Source organism: Candidatus Hydrogenedentota bacterium, assembly GCA_035416745.1.
Lineage (GTDB): Bacteria > Hydrogenedentota > Hydrogenedentia > Hydrogenedentales > SLHB01 > UBA2224.
Genome location: DAOLNV010000009.1, coordinates 39,601 through 62,672 on the forward strand (window position 1 = coordinate 39,601; position 23,072 = coordinate 62,672).

General features: G+C 60.8%; 16 protein-coding genes. 14 read left to right on the forward strand and 2 right to left on the reverse strand.

All coding sequences use genetic code 11. The annotated features are described in order from the left end of the window. Positions 1 to 36: 36 nt before the first annotated feature. Entirely contained in the window at positions 37 to 1,473 is a 1,437-nt protein-coding gene (locus PLJ71_05220; protein ID HQM48065.1) for a trimethylamine methyltransferase family protein, read from the forward strand. Between the two features lie 51 nt (positions 1,474 to 1,524). Beyond that, the gene (locus PLJ71_05225) at positions 1,525 to 4,677 is read left to right on the forward strand and encodes a hypothetical protein (GenBank protein ID HQM48066.1); all 3,153 of its coding nucleotides are present in this window, start codon (positions 1,525 to 1,527) and stop codon (positions 4,675 to 4,677) included. An 18-nt stretch (positions 4,678 to 4,695) separates the two neighbouring features. Here PLJ71_05225 and PLJ71_05230 read toward each other — a convergent pair whose 3' ends face one another. Beyond that, positions 4,696 to 5,985: an aminotransferase class I/II-fold pyridoxal phosphate-dependent enzyme gene (locus PLJ71_05230; protein HQM48067.1), complete on the reverse strand. Its 1,290-nt coding sequence runs from the start codon at positions 5,983 to 5,985 to the stop codon at positions 4,696 to 4,698. Between the two features lie 4 nt (positions 5,986 to 5,989). After that, positions 5,990 to 7,423, reverse strand: a complete 1,434-nt coding sequence (locus PLJ71_05235) for a hypothetical protein (protein HQM48068.1) — start codon at positions 7,421 to 7,423, stop codon at positions 5,990 to 5,992. Positions 7,424 to 7,828: 405 nt separating this feature from the next. Here PLJ71_05235 and PLJ71_05240 point away from each other — a divergent pair, with 405 nt between their 5' ends. The 12 genes from PLJ71_05240 to PLJ71_05295 are packed head-to-tail and all read left to right on the forward strand — an operon-like array spanning position 7,829 to position 23,067. Next, entirely contained in the window at positions 7,829 to 10,771 is a 2,943-nt protein-coding gene (locus PLJ71_05240) for a carboxypeptidase regulatory-like domain-containing protein (GenBank protein ID HQM48069.1), read from the forward strand. 7 nt (positions 10,772 to 10,778) lie between these two features. Beyond that, complete coding sequence (locus tag PLJ71_05245; GenBank protein ID HQM48070.1) at positions 10,779 to 11,693, forward strand: ABC transporter ATP-binding protein; 915 nt, start codon at positions 10,779 to 10,781, stop codon at positions 11,691 to 11,693. Next, positions 11,694 to 12,569: a hypothetical protein gene (locus PLJ71_05250; GenBank protein HQM48071.1), complete on the forward strand. Its 876-nt coding sequence runs from the start codon at positions 11,694 to 11,696 to the stop codon at positions 12,567 to 12,569. After that, positions 12,566 to 13,483: an ABC transporter ATP-binding protein gene (locus PLJ71_05255; GenBank protein HQM48072.1), complete on the forward strand. Its 918-nt coding sequence runs from the start codon at positions 12,566 to 12,568 to the stop codon at positions 13,481 to 13,483. Before PLJ71_05250 ends, PLJ71_05255 begins: the two co-directional genes overlap by 4 nt. A gap of 7 nt (positions 13,484 to 13,490) precedes the next feature. Next, positions 13,491 to 14,357 carry an ABC transporter permease gene (locus tag PLJ71_05260; protein HQM48073.1) on the forward strand — a complete coding sequence of 289 codons (867 nt, stop codon included), beginning with the start codon at positions 13,491 to 13,493 and terminating at the stop codon, positions 14,355 to 14,357. 1 nt (position 14,358) lies between these two features. After that, the gene (locus PLJ71_05265; GenBank protein ID HQM48074.1) at positions 14,359 to 15,690 is read left to right on the forward strand and encodes a hypothetical protein; all 1,332 of its coding nucleotides are present in this window, start codon (positions 14,359 to 14,361) and stop codon (positions 15,688 to 15,690) included. Positions 15,691 to 15,692: 2 nt separating this feature from the next. Beyond that, complete coding sequence (locus PLJ71_05270; protein ID HQM48075.1) at positions 15,693 to 16,958, forward strand: hypothetical protein; 1,266 nt, start codon at positions 15,693 to 15,695, stop codon at positions 16,956 to 16,958. Further along, positions 16,951 to 18,849, forward strand: a complete 1,899-nt coding sequence (locus PLJ71_05275) for an ABC transporter substrate-binding protein (protein ID HQM48076.1) — start codon at positions 16,951 to 16,953, stop codon at positions 18,847 to 18,849. The genes PLJ71_05270 and PLJ71_05275 overlap by 8 nt, the downstream gene beginning before the upstream one ends. Continuing rightward, complete coding sequence (locus PLJ71_05280) at positions 18,846 to 19,847, forward strand: ABC transporter permease (GenBank protein ID HQM48077.1); 1,002 nt, start codon at positions 18,846 to 18,848, stop codon at positions 19,845 to 19,847. Before PLJ71_05275 ends, PLJ71_05280 begins: the two co-directional genes overlap by 4 nt. Further along, on the forward strand, positions 19,844 to 20,986 hold the full coding sequence (locus tag PLJ71_05285; GenBank protein ID HQM48078.1) for an ABC transporter permease: 1,143 nt from the start codon (positions 19,844 to 19,846) through the stop codon (positions 20,984 to 20,986). Before PLJ71_05280 ends, PLJ71_05285 begins: the two co-directional genes overlap by 4 nt. Before the next feature lie 9 nt (positions 20,987 to 20,995). Beyond that, positions 20,996 to 22,039 (forward strand): ABC transporter ATP-binding protein, encoded by a 1,044-nt coding sequence (locus PLJ71_05290; protein ID HQM48079.1) that lies wholly within the window; start codon positions 20,996 to 20,998, stop codon positions 22,037 to 22,039. After that, the gene (locus PLJ71_05295) at positions 22,036 to 23,067 is read left to right on the forward strand and encodes an ATP-binding cassette domain-containing protein (GenBank protein HQM48080.1); all 1,032 of its coding nucleotides are present in this window, start codon (positions 22,036 to 22,038) and stop codon (positions 23,065 to 23,067) included. Before PLJ71_05290 ends, PLJ71_05295 begins: the two co-directional genes overlap by 4 nt. Positions 23,068 to 23,072 lie beyond the last annotated feature (5 nt).

The window sequence follows — 23,072 nt, forward strand, 5'->3', positions numbered from 1 at the left end:
CCAGGTGAGATAGCAGAAACTTTCCGGAGAGCGCCTATGCGGCTGGCAGCGCTGAAAGTATTGTCGGAAAACGAGATCAGGGCGATTCATGACGCGACCCTCGACATTCTCGAGAATTGCGGCGTCGAGGTGAATAGCGCACGCATGCTCGACACGCTGGCGAAGCACGGCGCCGAGGTCGACGAATCGCGGCGCGTGGCATGCCTTCCCCGCGCAATGGTCGAGGAGGCCGTAGACCAGGCGCCGGAGCGAATCGAGGTATTCGACCGAGAGGGCCGCCCGGCGTTCGTGCTGGGCGAGGGGCCTCCGAAAATCGCCGCCGGTCACAACGCTGTGTTCTGGGTGGATTCAGAAACGGGCGTCACACGGCCCTCGACGGTTGCCGATGTCGAACAATTTGCCCGGCTCTGCGAAGAACTTCCCGCCATCGACATGCTCGGAATCCCCGTGATGCCGCAAGATGCTCCGAGCCCCGAACATACTCTGCTGTACGGCGTGAAGGCGTGCATCGAGAACAGCAAGAAGCCCATCTTCTTCTCGACCGACCGCCCCAGCATCAACGGCGGCGTCATCGAGCTGCTGCGAAACGCGTTCAACGGCGACCTGCGGCGAAAGGCATACGGCATCAGCCAGCTGTCGCCCACAAGCCCGCTGTTCTGGGAAGAAAACGTTCTCGAAGCCCTCGCCCAGACCGTGCTGGCGAATGTGCCCCTCGCCATCCTGCCCGAACCCAATGCAGGAGTCTCCGCACCTTATACGCTGGCGGGACTACTGACCATGAACAACGCCGAATGCCTGTCTGGAGTGGTCATGACCCAGCTTCTGAAACCCGGCGCGCCCATACTCTACGCCAATTCGTGGACCACAACGGACATGCGCAAAGGCTATGCGCTCGTGGGGTCCTGCGAAACGACCATCTGCAAAATCGCCGGCACCCAATTGGGCAAATACTACGGGCTGCCAACGCATACCACGGCGCCCAACTCAGACAACCACGCCCACGACGAGCAGAGTGCGTGGGAAAAGGCGCTGGGCCTGTTTTGCGCCGCGGGCGCCGGCAACGACCTGCTCGTGAACTGCGGCATGTTCGCGACCGGAATGACCTGCAGCCACGAACAGCTGATCATGGACGAAGAGATGGCTGCCATCAGCCAGCGGCTCGTGCAAGGGATCGAAGTTTCGGAAGACACGATTGCGGCCCAAGTCATTAAGGAAGTAGGCCCTCACGGCCCCAGTTATCTGACAGCCTTGCACACCCTCGAACATCTTCACGGCGATGAATACGTCGAGCCGCGGGTGTCCGTGCGAGGCCCGAAGGCATTGTGGGACGCCGCCGGCGCTAAAGATACGTATCAGTTGGCCCGGGAAAAGGCGGCCCAATACGCTCAACGTCCGCCATCCGTGCCCCTGGACGAAACGAGGCAGCGCGCACTGGCCGATATCCTGGCTGGATTCGAGTCTGGCAAGCCATGATGGCCATGTTCCTGGAAATTGCCTGACTCAATATCACGGGAGTCACATTGGATGTACGCCAATGCCATAGACATCGCCGCATTTGCCCTCCCCAACACGCCGCCGAATGAAATCTGGTTCGAAGAACCGCAGAACATCGGGTCCATCGAGATTGAGTTCGCCACGCGCAGCCCGCAGGTCGCCGCCATTTCCTATTGGCGAAAGACGTGGCCAGACGTCAACCCCGAACGGATAGTTGACGATTCGGACCCCGCTGCCGCCGGATGGCTTCCTCAGGACGATTGGTTCAACGGTTTCTGGCAATCGGCCTCGATAGGGCTCCAGCGGGAGGGCCATCGCAGGCTGATAGTCACGTTCCATCCCCTTCAAACCGAGTTTCCAGGATGCAAAACAGACGGCGTGTGCTACCGCCGCACTCTGGGTCTGCGTATCGAAATACCTGACGACAGCGTGATCGAGCACGTGGCCGTGTTCACGATGCAAGAAGCCCAACCTCTCCGGCTTCGTGTAACGCTTGATGCCGGGCGCCCTACGCCCTCCCGGTCCGTTCGGCTCGAGGGATACTTTGCGGTGGTCGGCGCGGTACAGACCGGTCTTGGCCTCCAGCGCATGGACGACCGCCTGGAGACTACAGGAAAAGGCGAGCGCAGTTTTACCGCGGCGCTCCGGTACCCCGCGTATACCCTTGGCGCCTCGTGCCCCTTGCTGACGCTTATCCTTGAAAACAACCGTTTCACCATCTCATTGCAGGACCTGGAATGGGAGCCCGTCTGGTGCGAGCACCTGGGCATCTTGATCGTGGCCCTCGACGAAATGGACCCTGACGGGAGCACGCTCGAATCGTACCAGGCGCGGCATTGCCGCGAGTCCACGCTTGCGAATCGCGTCAAGGCGCATAAAGAGCAATCCCTCGCGGGAGCGATGAACGGCCAGCCTCGCCCGCACAGCGGCAATTATGCCATCGGTTGCACGCATGCGCGCCAGAACTTCCGCATCGAACCCAACGGCGACATCGTGTTGTGCTCGCCGGCCGTGACGCGCGTCCCGGGGCGCGACACGCCGCGCGCCAAACACAAAAATGCCGCGCGGTTCTTTTTCGGCCTCGAGAGGTGGTCGCATACAGCGCGATATCCGGACCCCGACCCCGTTCTCGCATACAACATCGAGGTCCGCAAAGGCGGCATGACCCTTTCGCAGAAGAGCATCGCTATACCCCTGAAAGGCTCGATCCAGAACGAAGCGTGGGCCAGCGACGACCCCATGGTGGCGTTGCTTCGGTTTCGCTTCGAAAACAGGGGAGAGACGCCGTTGACGGCCAGGCTCCCCATTCGCTATTCCGACGATTCGTTCCGTACGGAGAACCGGTACCGAAGCGGCGGCTCCGAATCAGCAGACGATCTTGTGCCTCGCAGTCCCTTGAACGTGCTCATCCTGGATGGAAAACGGGTCTACAGCCACTGGGAAGGCGTCCCTGCGTTCAGATGCCTCTTGGACACATCGATGACTGCCGCGGCTGGCGGCGAAACCGTCGAACTGTCGCAGGAACTGGCCCCGGGCGAGTCGTGCGTGGCCGTGGTGAAGGTCCCCTACGTTGCATTAGACACCGAGGAGGAATTGGCTGCTCTGGAGTCCGTGGCGTTCGAGCAGAGCTACGCGGATGTGCGTGCGTACTGGGCCCGCAAGGCCGGCCAAGGCGCAACGGTGCGCACCCCTGAGCCCCAGCTGGAATCGCTTCACCGGTCCCACCCCTGCCATGTATACATCACCGATTTCGAGATGCCCGGCGGCAGCGGTCTCGTAAACACGTCGGTAGGAACCGCAACGTACGGCAACTTCACCAACGAATCCTGCATGATCGTGCACGACCTCGACCAGCGCGGCCTGCACGACGAGGCCCGCCGCAGGCTGATGCTCTGGGTAGAATACCAGGGAACAGCCGAACAGCCGGGCAACTTCACCGATTATCAGGGCATGTTCTACGGCGCGGGAGGGTTCGAGTCGGGCGCCTATAACCAGCACCACGGCTGGGTGCTGTGGTGCCTCGCCGAACATTTCTTCCTCACCCGCGATGCCGAGTGGTACCGAAGCGTGGCGGATGCCGCGGTCGCGGGAGCGGATTGGGTGTTCCGGCAACGCAAGAACACCATGAAACCCCTCCCTCATTCGCGCGGTTGGGAACACGGATTCCTCCCCGCGGGAAGTCTCGAGGACGTCGAGGATTTCCACTACTGGCTCTCGACGAATGCGCTCACCTGGCGTGGAGTGGAGTGGACCGCGCGCGCATTGGAACGCATCGGGCACCCCGAGGCATACCGGGTACGCAACGAAGCCGGCGCCTACAAGAGCGACCTCATCGAAGGTTTCGAAACCATGCGCCAATACGCGCCTCTGGTACGCCTGCGCGACGGCCGCTGGATCCCCCACTATCCCAGCCGGTTGTACCGCCGTGGACGCGACTTCGGCTGGATCAGGGAGACGCTCGAGGGCTCGATATACCTTTTGCTCTCCGGCCTCTATCCCTCCGGCGGGACAGAGGCGGATTGGATACTTGACGACTACCAGGACAACCGGTACCCGGAACCGCCCTGCGGCTATCTCATTCCCCATTTCGAACAAACCTGGTTTGACCGGGCGGGATTCTCGATCCAGCCGAACCTCCTGGCGGGCCTGATGCCTTACCTCGAGCGCGACGAGCCCGAGGTCTACCTCTGGATGTTCTATAACGCGTGGGCGGCCTGCCATCGCGAAGAACTCAACGCCATGGTCGAGCACCCTCTCCCCTTCCTGGGCTTCTCGAACGCCGCGAACTTCAAAACCAGCGACCAGGCCAATGCGATGACGTGGCTGCGCTACATGTTCGTGTACGGCGCGCACAATCTGCTTCATCTCGGCCGGGCGATCCCGAGGGCGTGGTTTGCCCAGCCCGAACCGTTTGAAGCGCGCGGTGTGGCCACCTATTTCGGCACGGTGGGAGTCCGGTTCACGCCGTCAGCAGAACGAGACGTGCTGGCTGCAACGGCTTTCCTCGATCTCGACGAGTCCCCCGCCCGGCTCCTGCTCCGATTCCGGCATCCCGGGAAGAAACCTATTGCAGAGGTGCTGGTCGACGGCGCGCTGCATCCGGCGTTCAACGCGGAAAGCGGCGATATCGACCTGACAGGCAAATCCGGCGTCGTCGAGGTTGAAGCCCGTTACGGCAAATGACCACGCCCCCTGCCCTCGTCACGCGTAATGGCGAATGGTCGCGCGGAGAGCGTCCAATTCCCGGTGGACCTTGTCGAGGGTCTGCATCCCTGTCTTGAACAGGCACAGGCGCTTCCTGTACTCCTCGACATTTGGGCAATCGCCTTCCCGGTAGGCTTTCACGCTGCCTTTGTACCGGGGATCGAAATTAGGCGCCCGGTCCCGGGCTCCGTAGAAATTCAGGTTTTGAAACACGGGCTCGAGGTGCACGGGCGTCCACAACCCGTAGAGGCCGTCCCCGCCCTTTTCGATATAGGTCTTGCGGAAATGGCGCCAGTCCACCCCCAGCTTCTTCTCGTCCAGTTTGCACGTGTAACACCAATAGGAGTGCACGCAGTCCGCGGGCGCATACGGAGGCACGAGCCACTCGCATTTTTCGCCCCGGATAACGCTCTCGTACTGCCCGGCGATGTACATCCGGGCGGCCACAAGATAGTCGAGACGTTCGAGCTGTCCAAGAGCAAGGGCGGCCTGGGGCGCGGACATGCGGAAGTTGTAGCCCATCGCATCGTGCCGGCAGTAGCTCCAATCCTGGCGCACGTCTCGCGGAACCATGGTCGACCCCGGCTTGGCGTCCACGGCGGCATAACCCACGACAGCGGCCTTTCGGATGCGCCGAGCATAGTTCTCATCGCTGGTAATCACCATGCCGCCATCCCCGCCGCTGGTCATGTGTTTCGACGCCTGAAAGCTGAAACTGGCGGCACGGCCGATTGTGCCAACCAGCTTGCCTTTGTATTCACCCAGGAAGCATTGCGCATTATCTTCAATAACCGTAAGAGCATACGTACGCGCAAGGCCCATGAGCGGGTCGTAATCCGGAGCCAGGCCGAATACGCTCACCGGGATGATGGCCTTCGTGTGTTCGCTGATTTTGCGCTTCACGTCGTTCGGCTCGATCGTGAAACGGTCGGGGTCGCAGTCAGCGAACACCACCACCGCGCCGCATTGCACCACAACAAACGCCGTCGAAGCCATGGTGCTCGCAGGCACAATGACCTCGTCCCCGGGACCCACCCCCGCCGCCAGCAGACACGACTGCATCGTGCCCGTCCCCGAATTGTGGGTGATGGCGAATGGGACTCCGAACTTTCGGGCGAAAGCTTCCTCGAGACGTCTCAGCATCCCAGCGGATTCGCCCTTGTTGCTGAATCCCGAATCGAGGATCTCAGCCATATAACGCCGTTCCGCGTCACCAACGCGGTTCGCGGGCAACCCGCCAAACAAGTCCCCGGCGCTGTGGCTGGCAAGTATCTCGCGCGGCGTCATGGCGCTAATCCGGTATCAGAACGTGGACGCGCTGGCCGGGGAGCGTCATGGTAATAGCGCCATCCCTGACGGTAGCTTCATCTTCGGTATAGTTTTCCACATACCGCGCGCCGTTGAAGTCATCCAGCCCGCCGATGGTGTACGTCAACGGCTCCGTCCAGTCGTTCACCACAAGAAACCAGACTTTGCCCGATATGACTTTCGGGAGAATGCGAATGCCGCGGTCCACCGACCCGAACGTCTCCGCGATGCCTACGGGAAACGGCTCGGGAGCATCGGGCGCCGACAACACGGGCTGAAGCGCCTTCAACTCGGAAACCACGGTTAGAAGGTCCTGCCACAGTTGCGAATCCTTTTCGATCCGGTACGTTCCCCAGTACAGAATGCCGCGCGCGCCGTGCACGATGGCATCGTATGCCATGAACCGCGTTTCGTCCAGCGTCGGACGCCGCCCCTTATTGGGGTCAGGATCCGGGTTATCGCTGAGATCGCGCCACCCGAACCCCTGCAGCACCATCCACACCGGTTTGTCGGGAGATGCGCCGACTTTACCAAGCGCGGCGGCCTGCATGCGCCCGGTGTAGGCGCCAACCGCGGCAGGCGTGCGCTCCATGAGGTCGGAATGGCCCGTCTCGAAGGCAGGCACGGGATAGATGTCGCAGCCCACGATATCGGCGGCCCGGTTGAACGCCGCCAACTGGTTCAACTGGTTGCGCGGCGCGTGGTTCATCCAGACCGGGTGCCCGGGATCGAGTTGTTTGAGAAACTCGTAACCCTGGACCATCCCCGCGCACATCTTGGCCGCCCGTTGCGGCGCGTTCGAGACCCCGAGGTCCGGGTTTGGCGGCTCCTCGCCCAGTTTTCGCCACACGGCGTTCGCCGTTTCCTCCGATTCCGAGTAGCGGCCCCGGCTCCAGAGTTGGCTGGAGCGCTGCATCATCTCACGGAGTTCGGTCTGGAGTGCCGTGTCCGTGAGCGCATCGATCTTGGCTTGCTGCTGCACCGGCTCCTGCTCTCGCCGCCATTGCGTAGCGCCGTAGAAACAGTTCCAGAGGGCCTCGTCGGGCACTTCCCACACAAGCAGGGCCGGATGCCCCGCAAACCCGGCCGCCATGGCTTTCAGTTCGTCTTCCCGGGCCGCCTGGTTCTCACTGAAATCGATACTGTACCCCGTATTGATCCAACCCCGCAGGTTATGGGCATGCAGACGGTCCAGGGCGGCCGCATCGGCGCTCGCATGCACCAGGTTGAACCCCGCTTGCGCGGCAGCATCGAGCAAAGCGTCTTCGCCGGGGTTCTCATAGAGTCCGATAACAAAGGTCCGCTCGCCGTCAACAACCAGCATACGGTCCGCGGCAATCGTGGCCTTCGCGGCGTGCGCGGCAGCACCCGCAAGAAGAAAAACACCTAGCAGGCATACGAGTTGAAAGCAGCGCATGATTCTACTCCTTGTGTTCAACTCCGTTTTGTGGCATAGCGAGCATCGTAGTGCATCCCAAGGCAATATGACAAGCCGCCGGTTTCAAGAGATGGTTCAAGCGTCTCTTCTTCTATTCCCCGGGTGTGCTTTAACAAAGTCCAGCACGAATGATCTGAAGTAAGAGCCCGCGACATAATAAGATAGCGAACGTCGACGCATTGCGCCAGAAAATGCCTGTGACTGTACGTTGACGCCGCGGGCAGTTTGTATGTGCCCCGCCGCCATCGGTATCATACACCGTCTATAGGCCGACCCGAAACGCTCGCGCAAAAGATAATGTCTAAATCGATGGTCCTGTAGACCTGGTGCAGACAGGTCGTTCCAGAGAGATCGTCAGGCAAAACACACTGCTTACAGGAAACCGTGACTCGACGTCATAAATCAACGGAACGTTTCACGCCGTTCCAAAGGATTGTGGCCATTTGGGTAGCCGTCGCAGCGGCGATCGTGCTCGCGCTTATCCTTACGCCGCGGCGGGAACCTCCGCCCAAGCCGTCCACCATCTCGTTTGGCGACCGCCCGAGTGACAGAGCCGGCCGGTCCCGGCGCGGAGATGCCTTCCGGCGCGGACGTTCCGGTTCGGCGAATTCACCCGGCTCAACCAGCGGGAAGGAGGCCGAGCAAGATCCCTTTGTCATTTTCGGCGTGGTGCGTGCCGCAGATTCGGGGAAACCGATCCAGGACGCCTACATCCGCTCCCTATTGGTACCCGCCCCGGAGGACGGCGCTAGCGATGGGGATTCCAAACAAGAGGTAGAAATAACGCCGGCGATGATGGATTCGGCGCGCGGGCTTCGAAGAAGCACCAAGTCGAATGAGCAGGGCCAATATGCCTTGCCTGCGCCAAGACCCGGTAAGTACGTGGTTCAGGCAAGCCGCGCCGGATTCCTCACCCGCCAGGAAATCGTCGAGATTCCCGAAGGCGCGGAGAAAGAACAGCGCCTCGACATCACGCTGTCGAAAGGGGCCTCGATCACAGGACGCGTCACCGAGGCGGGCAATAACAAGGGCATCCCCCTTATCACCCTCAACGCCAACAGCGACAGCGGAACAAACAACGCCGAAGGAGAATCCAACGCCGACGGAACGTACGAGATCAGCGGTTTGTTGCCGGGAACTTACCAGGTCTCCCTGGATTTGACCCGGCAGCCCTATAAAGCGCCGGGCACAATCCCCGTCCGCAACGTAGTCATCGAGACGCCCGATCAAACCGTGAAAGATGTCAACTTCATTCTCTCGCCGGCCGGGACGGTGTGGGGGTATGTCACGGACACCAGCAAGCAGCCGGTGCAAAGGACTCAGGTCTATCTGTGCACGTCCGAGAGCCTCATTTCGCAAGCGCTGGACGCGATGGTGCATCGGGCGCCTCCCCTCCACAGCCGTTCCGAGGAAGACGGATACTACGAGCTGATCGGGGTGCCGTTGAACCAGGAATGGCGGGTTTATGCGGACTCCGATGAACACGCGCCGCAACTCACCGACCCGTTCCTTCTGACCGAGGCGGCACGGTCCGCCCGGGTGGACATCCACGTCATGTCGGGCACGTCGGTATACGGCCGCGTCATCGACCAGAACGGCAGCCCTGTTGCACGGGCAAGCGCGCTCTGCGTACCCTCCTACTCGAAACTTTTCCAGCGCATGAACGAAGCCCGCGCGTTCCGCAACTGCAAAACGGAGGACGACGGCAGCTTCGTCATCGCAAACCTGCCGCCGGGTGACTACCAGCTCCTCGCGCAGAAGGAGGGTTACAAGATCGCGGTCATGGGGGACCCCGTATATGCGGATGGTTTCAACGACATCCACGGTTTTGACGTGGTTTTGTCGGCTGTGGACAGCGGCAACTTCGTCGTGTATGGAATTGTCACCGACACAGCGGGCCGGCCCATTCCCGGAGTCAAACTCACACTTGCCGGCCTGGGAACCGAATCCATGAGCGCGACCGAGTTAGACACCGAAACCGACCAGCTCGGCGAGTTCGGGTTCTACGGCGTCGAAGCGGGATTTCTCGTATTGACCGCGCATAAGGAAGGGTATGCCTCCAAACAAGTCAACGAAGTGAAGCTGGACACGCCGACCAGCATCATCATGGAGGCGTGCGGGTCGGTCCGCGGAACCGTGTTGGTCCGGGAAACCGGGCGGCCTCCGGAACGGTACAACCTGCGAGCCGTGCCAGCGGACTCGCAAGAGGGAGGACTCGGACTGGCTCTCTTCTCCTCCGGAGATATGAGCAATTCGCGCAGTTTCGACAAACCGGACGGAAGCTTCGAGCTGTCGCTCTCGGCAGGTGCTTACACCGTCGAGGCCAGCGCGCAAGGGTTCACCCCGGGCCGCCAGGAAATCACTGTGGCGGAGGGACAGCGTCTTGAGGGCGTAAACCTGTATGTAAGCCAGGCGGGCGGCGCTATCGAGGGGCAGGTGCGGACCACGGATGGCGGGGTGCCCGCGGGGGCGACTGTATGGATTACCGCGGCGGGCGCGTCGCAATTCGGCCGTCTGGCCGATATGATAGCCCAAACGCAGCGCGGCGGCGTGCAGGTGGGCGCGGATGGACGATTCGAATTCCGCAACCTCGCTGACGGCACGTACACCGTGTATGGGCAAGCCGAAGGGTACGCCCAGGGCAACAGCGGCCCTGTGCAGATCGCCCAAAGCCGGACCGTCTCAGGGGTAGTCGTGTCGCTAGGCGGAGGCGGACGCCTGCAGGGCTACGTCACCCGCAATGGCGCATATCTGCCGGGCGCCATCGTCACGGTCATCGGAAACGGCATCAGCGAAATGGCGTCTGCCGACCAGAATGGCCAGTATGTCATAGACGGCCTTGCGGCAGGCTCGTACATGGCCACGGCAGTCTCGTTCGAAGGCCGGGGCACAGATCTCTTCTCGCCCATGCACGCGCAGGTCGTGATCCGGGAAGGCGAAACCACCGTGCACAATTTCGGAGAGGAGGGCGGCGCCACCGTTCAGGGACTGTGTACCCCCGCCCCCACGAGCGGCGTTCTGGGATTCGCCATTGTGCGGATCCCGGGGAGTTCAAGCGCGATGACCGGCCTCAACCTGACCAATCCGGCTGACTGGTTCAGCGGCCAAGGGGCGGATGGGGCGCCTTCCGTCATCGGCATGTCGCCCATTCGCGGCGATGGCTTCTTCCAAGTCGAGAACTGTCCCGACGGCAGTTACCAACTCGATATCATGTACGTGAATATCGGAGAGGCGATGGCCGGAACAGGCCGGCCCCGCGCCAGTTTGCCCGTCACCATCCAGAACGGCGAGACTGTCGAGCTGAACGTCACCTTACCGGAATCATGAGTGCGCCATGGCCATTATTGAACTGACTGACGTGGAAGTTTCGTACGGCGCGGTCAAGGCGCTGCAGGGCGTGACGTGCGCCGTGCAGGGCGGCGCCGTGGGACTGCTCGGCCCCAACGGCGCAGGAAAAAGCACCCTCCTCAAGACACTGCTGGGATTCATCCGCGCCGATGCAGGAGAAGCCGCGCTCTTCGGCTTCAAACTCCCTGAACAGGCATTAGAGGCGCGTCAGCGGCTCGGGTATATGCCGGAACGGGACGTCGTCGGCCGCAAGGTGAGCGCGGTGTCCTTTCTGACGTACTGCGGGTGCTTGTTCGGCATGAAACGAACCGACGCCATGGAGCGCGCCCACGAGGTGCTCAATTACGTGGGCGTGGGCGAAAGCCGTTACCGGAAGATGCAGACCTACTCGACGGGAATGTGCCAGCGGATCAAATTTGCCCAGGCCCTCGTGCATGATCCCAAGCTGCTGCTCCTCGATGAACCCACCAACGGACTCGACCCGGAAGGCCGCATCGAGATGCTCCAGCTGATCAAGGAACTGGTGCACAAGCGAGGCGTAACGGTGCTCCTGTCGTCGCACCTCCTTCCCGACGTGGAACACGTGTGCGACCACGTCCTGGTGATCCACAAGGGCCGGATTGTGCGCGAAGGGAGTATCGGCGATCTCACGACAGCCCGCGAGAACCTGTTCGAGATCCGGGTGCGTGAAAACAAAGAGGCGTTTCGACAAGCCCTGGAGCAAGCGGGCTGCACGCTGCAGACCCACCCCAACGGCAACCTTCTCGTCGAGAAACCGGCGGCCATGAACCCCCGGCTATTCTTCGAGATCGCTCAGCAGAAGAAAACCCAGGTGCGGCACTTCGTCCCCGTGCGGCATCGCTTGGAGGAAGTGTTCATGCAGGCCATCGGGAGACGCTAAGTGCCCATTTACGAACAAACATACCGGGCCTATGAGGGAAAAACGCTGCGCGGTTTCCGGTGGTGGGTCATGGTCAAACAGGAGTTGCGCGTGCTATTTGCCACGCGGCCTTTCCTTTACCTCCTCATTGTGGCGGTGATCCACGTGAGTTTCCGCGTATTTCAAATCACCGTCTATGACATGGTCAGCATGGCCAACCAGAGCGCCGCCCTGATGGCCCTGCGAAACATTGCCATGATGCAGGTCGATGAACGCACCTTCTTCGATTTCCTGCGCATCCAGAGTCCCCTCGTCTTTCTCGTCACGCTGTTTGCGGGGTCCGGCATGATCTGCAACGATTTCAGCGATAATCTCATCGAGATCTACTTCTCGAAACCCTTGACCCGTTTGGACTATATCGCCGGGAAAATCGCTACCCTTGTACTGGTAGGGGCCATCCTGACGGCGATTCCAGACATCCTTCTTGTCGTGCTGCACAACCTGCTGGCGCCTGGCAGGGAAACCCTGCGCGAGACGTATTGGATTCCGTTTTCAATCCTGGCATTCTCCGCGTGCATCGTGCTGCCGTGCGTGCTCGGAATCCTGGCCAGTTCGGCGCTTTTCTCGAGCCAGCGGTACGCCGGCATCGCGGTGTTCATGCTCCTGTTTGGCGATTCCGCGCTGGGAAGCGCGCTGCCGGGACTGGTCCGCAATCCCAATTTCTCCGTCTTGTCGCTTCCCATGGCCATCAACCGGATGGGCGAAACATTGTTCAACCAGCCCAAGAAGACCTTTCCCTTGCACTGGGGCTGGTCGGCCCTGGTGATCGCCCTGGTGTGTGCGGCAGCCTATTGGGCGCTGGCCTCGCGAATTCGCCGCGCGGAGCGGGCATCATGAGTGTGGTTATCGAAGCTAAAGAACTCTCTAAATGGTTCGGCGAAGTCGTGGCCGTCAATAATCTCGACGTGACCATCGAATCCGGCGTCACCGGACTGCTTGGCCCCAACGGCGCGGGGAAGAGCACGTTCATCAAGCTGGCTATGGGCTTGTACGGCCCCAGCCGCGGTACAATCAAGGTCTTCGGCCAGTCGCCCCGCAACAACATGGATGTGTTGCGGCGCATCGGCTACTGCCCCGAGTTCGACCGGTTCCCCGACAACACCACGGGATTCGAGTTCGTCTATTGGCTCAACCGGTTCTACGGCCTGACCGGCGGCGAAGCCACCAGACGCGCCGAAGAAGCATGCGAACGCGTCAAGATGACCGACCGCATGGACGATCTAATCGAGACATACAGCCGGGGCATGCGCCAGCGCATCAAGATAGCCCAGGCATTGGCGCCGGCGCCCGAATTGCTCTTTCTGGACGAGCCCATGGCCGGACTCGACCCCGAAGGGCGCGAAGAGCTGTTCGCCCTTATCCGTGCACTCGGCGAGGAAGGCCGCGCCGTCATCGTCTCGAGCCACATCTTATACGAAATCGAACGGGTTACCAGCTACATGGTCTTGCTGCACAACGGTTGTATCCTGGCGCGCGGCAAGGTTCATGACGTGCGCGAACTCATGGACGAGCACCCGCTCGCCGTAACCGTGGAATGCCGCTCGCCACGAGCATTGGCGGCCCATTTTGCGGGAGACGACACAACGTTGAGCATCGAATTCGAGAATGGCCGCGTAACCGTGCGCACAAGAGATCCCAACGGCTTCTTCGACAAATTGAACCGGTTGATTACCGAGAACGCGGCGGAGGTCACGAGTTTTGCTTGTGCGGATGCCGATTTACAGTCGGTATTCCAATATCTGGTGCGGTAGGAGCCCGATGAACGAAGGACACGAAACAGCCCAGAAATCAGCAATCGAGAAAGCCCCGTATATGCGCTTCCTCGGGGCATCGATGCATCACGCCCTCGTGACCACGCTGCGGCGGAAGCGAACCATTCTGGCGGGTGTTATAGCATTGCTGCCCGTTGTGATTCCGCTGCTGTTGACGGTGTTTACGGAGGGCGCCTTCGGCCAAGAGGGCAACAAGCTGTTCGTCATGCTTGTCGAGGACATCTATGTCAAGGCGCTCCTGCCGCTGCTGGCGATGTTTTTCGGCACCATGCTGATCGGAGAAGACGTCGAATCCCAGACCATTCCGTATCTTCTCACTCGGCCGTTTCCCCGGTCGGCCTTGGTTTTAGGGCGATTCGCGGCGTATATGATCATCGCCACCGCGCTGGTCCTCCCCGGGATTTTCCTCACGTTCGCTGCATGCACGGCGCTGGGCAGTTTCTCGTTTTCGCCAGCCAATCTGCGGCTCATGCTCCATTACGATGGCGCGCTGATAATGGGTCTGATGGGTTACGGCGCGTTCTGCATGTGGCTCGGCGCGTTCTTCAAGCGACCTATCATTGTCGGGGTGACGACGCTGTTCGGCTGGCAGCGTCTCGCCTTCTTCGTGCCCGGCCTCATCGATTTCTTTACCATCGAGAAATACGTGACGGCTCTGCTGCCGCCCCTCGCCGAGGCGCGCGAAACGCCGACGCTGCGCACCGCCCTCGCCGAGTTTCAGAAACAGCAGTTCCTGATCGGCGCCGCGAAGTCCGTGGCCGCGCTATGCATCATCACCGCCGCGATGATTGCCATCACCGTGTTCGTCGTCCGGTGGCGCGAGTATTCCCAAGCCAAAGCCATGGAGAGTTGATATGAGGCGGACGCGGGGGCGGAAGTCACACCGCGAGAGGCGCACAATTCTCGTCCTTGCCGCAATTGTCTGCGTTCTCGCAGTGGCTGTTCTTTGGGCGCGCTCCCGCGATCCCGAGGCGCTGAGGCCCCCGCCCCGCCCCCCCGAGATGCAAGCCCGGACCGCGGCGCCCGAGAATGCATACCATGTGCTCGGAGAAGCCCTGTATCTCCTTCCGGCCGAGAATCCCATGCCCAAGAAGTACCCCGTTCCCGGCAGACCCGGCCTGGAGGCTTTCTACTCGACCGAGGTGAATTCCATCGCCCGCGAACTCGATATTTGGGCTCCGGACGACGGCCCGGAGGTCGCCGCGTACCTTGAGCAATGCCAGCCCGCCATCGAAAAGGCCAGGCAGGCCCTTGCGTGCCCCTATTTCCTTATTCCCCAGGAGGCGGGACAGGCAAAGAGCGCAATTGGCGACCCCGCTTTCACAACGCTTCTCCACGCCTCCTGTCGTCACGCATGGGAGATCCGCAACGATAAACAAACGGCCCTCGATCTTTTCTTCGACGCAGTTCGCCTGTGCCGCCTGCTCCGGCAAGACGGAGCAGCCAATGAGCTATCCTGGATCCAGTTAAAGGAACAGAATCTCTGGCGGCAATTGGCTGATTATGTCAAAGAGACCGGCGACCCCGCCATACTGAACCACGCGCTCGACAGGCTGATGGAGTTGGAGGAACCGCCGCCGCTCGACTGGAATCTGATACTCGACGCGGAGTGGCGGTCCGAATGGGAATATCTCGAGCGGATGCGCGCGCAAGGGTCTCTCCAGGGACCGGCAACGCTGGCAAACGTGCTGCGCATGCGCCACGAACGCCGCATGATCCGCAGCATCATCAACAAGGGCGGAATATGGACACAGACGCTTTCTCTCCCTTACCCCCGTTTTGAAGAGGCGCTCGGCGGAAATCCGGGCGGTCCTCTCGCCGCTGCCAAGGACTACGGCGGCTGCGAAAGCGTGTGGTACCGCCTCTGGGAAGCCAAATTGGGACAGACGTGTTGCGCCGCTATGCAACGCCAACTGCTGCTGCTTGCACTTCTGGAATTGCATCGCCTCGATAAGGGACAATACCCGGAGGCGCTTGCCGGTGCGGCGGCGGGTCGTCTGGAGATGCTTCCCGTAGACCCCTTCACGGAAGAGCAATTCCAGTATAACCCCCTGACGCCGGAGCGCCTGCTCGTCAGCCCGGGACCGAAAACATATCCGCGTTCCTTGTTCCGCCCTGATTTGAACTGGCGCGCGGAGATTGTCAACGGAGTGGTTGGCATTCAGACGACCCCTAAAGAGGATTGATCTTGCGCCGAAGAACAAAACAGACCAGCGCGAAGCGAAGGATATTCCTCTTCCTCGGCCTGTTGCTTGTGTTTGCCGGTCTTGTGGTGGCGGCCCGCTTCTACCGCACGAAACCCCTCATCGAACCCGAGTCCCCCGAAATGGCAGCCAAACGCATGTCGCCGGACAACGCGTACTATGCCCTGCTCGAGGTGGCGAAAGACCTGCCGGCTCCGCCGAAGAACCTGCGCGGGGAAATAGGCCCCTCCGTAATCGCGTCCCAAATGGCAGTTCGACGTCCGGACGACGATCCCGAGATGATTGACTACTTTGAAACCACCCGCCCGGCGGCCGAAGCGATTGTTCAAATCCTCGACCAAAAAGCCTACTACTGCGCCCCTTTGGAATCCCTGGAGCGCAACCGGCAAGTCTTGGATTCTTTCCAGCAGCTGGCGCGCATTCTCTGTGCCCACGCGCTGTATGCCGCGAAAAAGGGGAATCCGGAGCAGGCTTCAAAGTTCGCCCTATCCTGTCTGCGGCTCGGCGGTTCCGTGGCAAAGGACGGGCCGTTCGACAATGTTAACAGCGGCTGCGAGATCGTTGACCGGGCCGCGGCCTGCGCCATGTGCCTGCCGTGGGCCGATTATCCCGAAGAAAGTCTTCGCTCTTTTTCGAGCGCGCTCGATGCGTTGCGGCCTGCCGAAATCGACCTGTCCAGCAGCGTGGATTGGGAGTTTCGCCTGGTTGAAGCAGGGGGTATCTACGCCTTTTCGGAAGAAGACGGCAACGGCGAACTGATGGCCAGCATGCGGGAAGCCGCGTTGCGGCGCTTTCTTCGCAAACATGAGGCGGCGCTCCGCAAGGCCGCCCAACTCTCGTATCCCGAACTGCCTGCGTGGAGCGGCCGGCAGCGACGCACCCGGCATATCGAGCACAGGGTTCTGCCAACGCGTCTCATGCGAGCCGTGGAAAGCAGCGTCGTTAACGTGACCCGCGCCCGCACGTCCGTCGAAGGTTTGCGGGCGGTACTGGCCCTGGCGCTCTACAAAATGATGCGGGGAACATATCCGGAATCGCTCGAAGCCCTCACGCCCGAGTTCTTGGATTCCGTTCCCGTGGATGCGTACATGGCCGCACCCTTGCGATACTCGGCCGCCAACGGCACCTATCGGATGTACAGCGTGGGCCTCCTCGGAAAAGACGACGCCGGCGATCCCAGACAAGACGTGTTGTTTCCGCCGCCAACGGCCGCGGTCTTTCAAGCGTCTCTGAAGAGCCCTGATGAATAGGCGAGCCCCACTGGCCGGGGTCCTGGCTGTGGCGATTGCAGCGGCCATGTGCCCGGGCCGTTTCGCGGCAGCCGCGTATCAAGAAGCGCCGGTGCTGCGTGCGCTGGTCGAGCGCGGGCAGCTTCCGACGGTCGCGGAACGCCTTCCCGAACACCCCATGATCGTGAAACCGATTGAGAAGATTGGACAATACGGCGGCACGTGGCGGCGTTTCAGCCTTGGAAACCGCGACTTGTTGCTCAATACCCGCATGGGGTATGAGCCGCTTGTCCGCTGGGACCTCGATGGGAAGACGGTCGTCCCCAACCTGGCCCACCGCTGGGAGGTCCTCGACAATGGTTGCACCTACGTATTTCACCTGCGAAAAGGGGTGAAATGGTCCGACGGCCAGCCGTTGACGTCCGAGGACATCGACTTCGTCATGAACGATTTCTATGCGAATACGGATCTGTCGCCCATATATCCATCGTGGCTCACGATCAACGGCAACCGCGTGAGCTTCAGCGCTCCCGACCCTTGCACGGTGGTGTTCAGGTTTCCCGAGCCTTACAGCATCTTTCTCGAGATGATGGCTTACAACGGCAACCTGATCGTCTTGCCCAAGCATTATCTCAAACAGTTTCACGCGAAATACCAGGACCCGGACGAACTGCAGCGGCTAATCGCGAAAGCCAGCTTGAATCGCTGGTTCGAGTTGTTCCATCGCATGGCCGATCCAAACCAGAACCCAGCTTGCCCTACGTACCGCCCCTTTCAGCTCGTGACCGAACTGCCCGCTCAACGCATGGTCGCGCGCCGGAACCCGTATTACTGGAAAGTCGACCCTGAAGGCAACCAACTGCCCTACATCGATGAAGTGGCCTACACGGACGTGCAGAACAACGAGATCGTAACCATGAAGGCCATGGCGGGGGAGACGGATTTCCAGGCGCGCCGCATCGATGCGTCGAACTACGCCCTGTTTATGGAAAACCGCAAGCGGGGCAATTACCACGTCATGCGCGACATGAGCCCCGGCACCGAAGTCCTTTACGTCAATCCACACAGCAAAAACGAGGAGATCCGGCCCTTTCTGGCCCAGCGCGATTTCCGGATCGCCCTCTCATTGGCGATCAACCGTGCTGAGATCAATTTCATCCTGTTCTCGGGCACGGCCGTGCCGTCAAGGGGCATCGCGTCTCCTTACGATCCCTATTACCTGCCGGAATTCGATGAAAAATACCTCGATTACGACCCGCGGCGCGCTGAAGAATTACTGGATGGAGTTGGGCTGAAACGCGGCCCGTCGGGCATGCGCTGCCTGCCCGACGGCAAGCGTTTCCGTCAGATTATCTACATCTTCGCCACCGAAATAGGAACACCGGTCGAAATGTGGCAGCTCGTGGCCGACTATTTCCGCGAGGTGGGACTCGATTTCGTCGTGCAGGTGGACGCGGTCGCGTTGAGCCCCATGCGAATGTGGAACGGCAACACGGACTTCTGGGCCTACAGCACCGCCGGAATACACTGGGTGCTGGACCCGGTATGGTTTGTCCCGTGCCGGAGCGCCAGCTATTTCGCCCCGTTATACGGCCGCTATATCGCCAGCAATGGCAAAGACAAAATGGGGGTGAAACCGCCCGAAGAATATCAGCGCATCTACGATTGGTACCAGGAACTGCTGGGTGCTACGGATGAGCAGGAACGGCTCGAACTGGGCCACAACATTCTGCGCCAATGGTCCGAACAGTGTTACACTGTCGGCATCTGCCGCCAAGAACTGCTCACGATCGTGCGGAATGAGTTCAAGAATGTGCCGGCCACAATTATTCACGATTACCGGGTTCTGACGCCCGGCTATATCGGCATCGAACAGTTCTACATCGAGCAGGGGGAGCAAGAAACCAAATGATCGGCTACATCATCAGGCGCGTGTTGCTCATGATACCAACACTGTTTGTGATCTCGGTCATCACGTTCATCATTATCCAGCTTCCGCCGGGCGATTACCTCACAACCTACATCGCCAACCTCCAGGAAACCGGCGAGGAAGCCGACGAGGCCCTCGTGGAATCCCTGCGCGTCCGGTATGGCCTCGATAAACCCCTCTACGAACAGTATTTCATCTGGATGCGCGGCATGCTCCTCAGGGGCGATCTCGGCCAATCCTTCTCGATGAACAACAAGCCTGTAACCGAACTCATCGGCGAACGCGTCGCTCTGACCGTGGTGGTCACTTTCTTCGCCATCGTCTTCACGTGGATTGTCGCCATCCCCATCGGCATTTATTCCGCGACGCACCAGTATAAAGTCTCGGACTATTTCATTTCAGTCTTGGGATTCATCGGGATGGCTACGCCCGAATTCTCGCTCGCATTGCTCGTGATGTATTTCTCGTCGGAAATGTTCGGCGTGAGCGTCGGGGGCCTTTTTTCAGACGCTTATATCGACGCGCCGTGGTCCTGGGCCAGAGTTGGCGATCTGCTCGTGCATATCTGGGTTCCGGTGGTGATCCTGGGCGTGGCGGGCACGGCGGGAATGATCCGCACCATGCGCGCCAACCTCCTCGATCAGCTCGAGATGCCCTACGTCGTCACGGCGCGCGCGAAAGGCGTATCAGAGACGCGCCTGCTCGTGAAATACCCCGTGCGCGTGGCCATCAATCCTATGATTAGCACCATCGGCTGGATGCTCCCCGCGCTCTTCTCGGGCAGCGCCATTGTGGCCATGGTGCTGGGCCTGCCCATGATCGGACCGCTCCTCCTGCGCGCTCTCATGGAGCAGGACATGTATCTGGCCGGAAGCCTGGTAATGATCATGAGCGTGCTCACGGTCATAGGCACGCTCATCTCCGACATCCTTCTGGCGTGGGTCGACCCGCGTATCCGGCTCGAAAGGCAGCGGTCATGAGCAGGCGCAAGACAAAAGACGAGAAACTGTATCTCGCCTCGCAGTGGCGTCTGATGTGGTGGAAATTCCTCGACCATCGCCTGGCGGTCTTTTCGTCCTGCGTGCTTATCCTCCTGTATGTTGTTGCTGTCTTCTGCGAATTCGTCGCGCCATGCGAGCCGAACAAGCGGGCCAAAGAACGGAGTTTCGCCCCCCCGCAGACCATCCACATATTGCATGAAGGCCACATCCACCGGCCTTTCGTTTACGGCCAGACGCAGCACCGCGACCCCGAGACGCTCAGGCTCTACTACTCCCCCGATACCGAGAGGCGTATCCCGGTCAGGTTCTTCGTGAAAGGCGACCCGTACAAGCTCTGGGGGCTGATCCCCATGGAACGGCACCTCTTCGGCCTGGGACGGGTCGAAACTGTCAACGACAATGGCGAGACAATCACAACCGTCGCGCGATTCAATCTGATGGGCTGCGACCGTCTCGGACGGGACCTGTTCAGCCGCATCATCTATGGAAGCCGTGTTTCCCTCTCGATCGGCCTCGTAGGGGTATTCTTCAGTCTCGTCCTGGGGGTGGTCATCGGCGGGATCTCAGGTTACTACGGCGGCCGTCTCGATATCCTGATTCAGCGATTCATCGAGGTATTGCGCTCTTTTCCGCAGATTCCCCTCTGGATGTCATTTTCGGCCGCCATGCCGGCCACCTGGTCCCAATTGACCGTCTACTTCTTCATGACCGTCATCCTGGCATTCATCACGTGGACCAGCCTGGCCCAGGTCGTGCGCGGAAAGATCCTGTCGCTGCGCGAGGAAGACTACGCCATGGCGGCGCGTGTGGCCGGACGCAAAGAGTTCTCCATACTGATGCGGCATCTGATGCCGGGTTTCCTGAGCCACATCATCGTCAGCGTGACGCTACAGATCCCGGGCATGATCATTGCCGAGACCTCACTGAGCTTCCTCAAACTGGGACTGCGGCCGCCGACGATAAGCTGGGGCGTGCTCCTGCAGGACGCTCAGAGCGTAAGCGCCATTCGCCTCTACCCCTGGCTCATGTGGCCTATCGCGTTCGTAATCGTGGCAGTGCTGATGTTCAATTTCATGGGCGACGGTCTGCGCGACGCAGCCGACCCCTACAGTCACTGAGGAGCCGCCGTGAACAGCCTGATCGAAGTGAAAAACCTCGAAATCCGGTTCGACCTCAAGGAAGGCACTGTTCGCGCCGTCAATGGAGTCACGCTGGACGTGGGCCACAATCGCAGCCTCGGCCTCGTGGGCGAAAGCGGCTGCGGCAAAAGCATCACGGCAAAAGCAATGATGCGGATCCTGCCCAACCGCGCAAAAATCGTGCGCGGCTCCATCCGCCTGGCCCCCCGCAAAGACACCGCCAGACCCATTGACCTGACGGCGTACAAACCTACGGCGAGAGCCCTGCGAGCCATACGCGGCGGCGACATCTCGATGATCTTCCAGGAGCCCATGACCTCCCTGTCCCCCGTTCACACCATCGGGAACCAGATCATCGAAACCATAAAGCTGCACCAGCACGTCGGTAGGAAGGAGGCGCGCAACCGCGCGCTCGAGATGCTGCACCTCGTCGGCGTGCCATTGCCGGAACGGCGCGTGGACGCCTACCCCCACGAGCTGTCGGGGGGACTGCGCCAGCGCAGCATGATCGCCATGGCGCTCGCGTGCAACCCCAGGCTCCTCATTGCCGACGAGCCCACCACCGCCCTGGATGTCACCATCCAGGCGCAGATCCTGACCCTCATTGCGCGCTTGCGCGAGGAATTGGGCATGTCCGTCGTCATGATCACCCACGATCTCGGCGTCGTGGCGGAAACGACCGACGAGGTGGCGGTGATGTATCTCGGGCTCGTGGTCGAGCGCGCTCCCGTGCGCGAGATCTTCTTCAATCCCAAGCACCCCTATACAGTCGCGCTTCTCGAATCCATCCCGCGCATGGGGAAGGGCAACAAGCAACGTTTGTCTTCTATCACCGGCTCCGTGCCTGACCCGTTCAGCACGCCGCCCGGATGTCCGTTCCATCCTCGTTGCGGCCACGCAATGAACGGCACGTGCAACGTCGGCGCCCCTCCCTCGGTGCGCTACACCGGCCAGCATCACGCAGTAGCCTGCCACCTGTTTGATCAGAGCAGGCCCGTTTCCGAAGAACCGGCGACACAGGAGAGACCATGACGCAGCCACTGCTCGAAATCGAGGGCCTGACAAAGTTCTTCCCGATTACGGCCGGCCTTCTTCGAAAGCAAGTCGGCGAAATTCGCGCCGTCGACGATGTCTCGTTTCACATCAACCAGGGCGAGACGCTGGGACTCGTGGGCGAGAGCGGCTGCGGAAAAACAACCACCGGCCGCATGATTCTGCGCCTGATCGAACGCACCTCGGGAACCATGCACTTTCAACTCGACGGCCAGAAGGCAGATCTGGGAAGCCTACAGGGCGAGAAGCTGCGGCAATTCCGCCGCAACATGCAGATGATCTTCCAGGACCCCTTCTCTTCCCTCAATCCGCGCATGACCGTGCTCGACATAATCGGGGAACCGTTGAAAGCGCTCGGATACGGCAGCAAGAGCGAGATCGAGGAGCGTGTGCGCTGGATCACCAAGGCCACGGGATTACAGGTCGAGTTTCTGCGGCGGTATCCGCATGCGTTCAGCGGCGGCCAGCGCCAGCGCATCGGTATTGCCCGCGCCCTCGTGTTGAACCCGAAACTGATCGTCTGCGACGAGCCGGTGTCCGCCCTCGACGTTTCCGTGCAGGCCCAAATCATCAACCTGCTGAAGGACCTGCAGGAAGAGTTCGGGCTGACCTATCTCTTCATCGCACACGACCTGTCGGTCGTTGAAAACATCAGTTCGCGGGTAGCGGTAATGTACTGCGGGCGCATCGTCGAGCTGGCTGAGACCAACGAGCTGTTTCACCGGCCCCGGCACCCGTATACCGAGGCCCTCATGAGCGCCGTGCCGAAACCCGACCCCGACCGCGCCGGAAAGCGCGTCCTGCTGCAGGGGGAAGTGGCCGACCCGTCGAATCTTCCCCCAGGATGTGCATTTCATCCCCGATGCAGCTATGCTCAGGATATCTGCAAGCAAGAACGCCCGGAGTTGCACGACATTGGCGCGGGTCACTGCGCCGCGTGTCATTTCGCCCGAGAGCTGGATCTCAAGGGCGTGGAAGATGCCTTATCGGCGCCGCCAACCGCTTGAGCCGA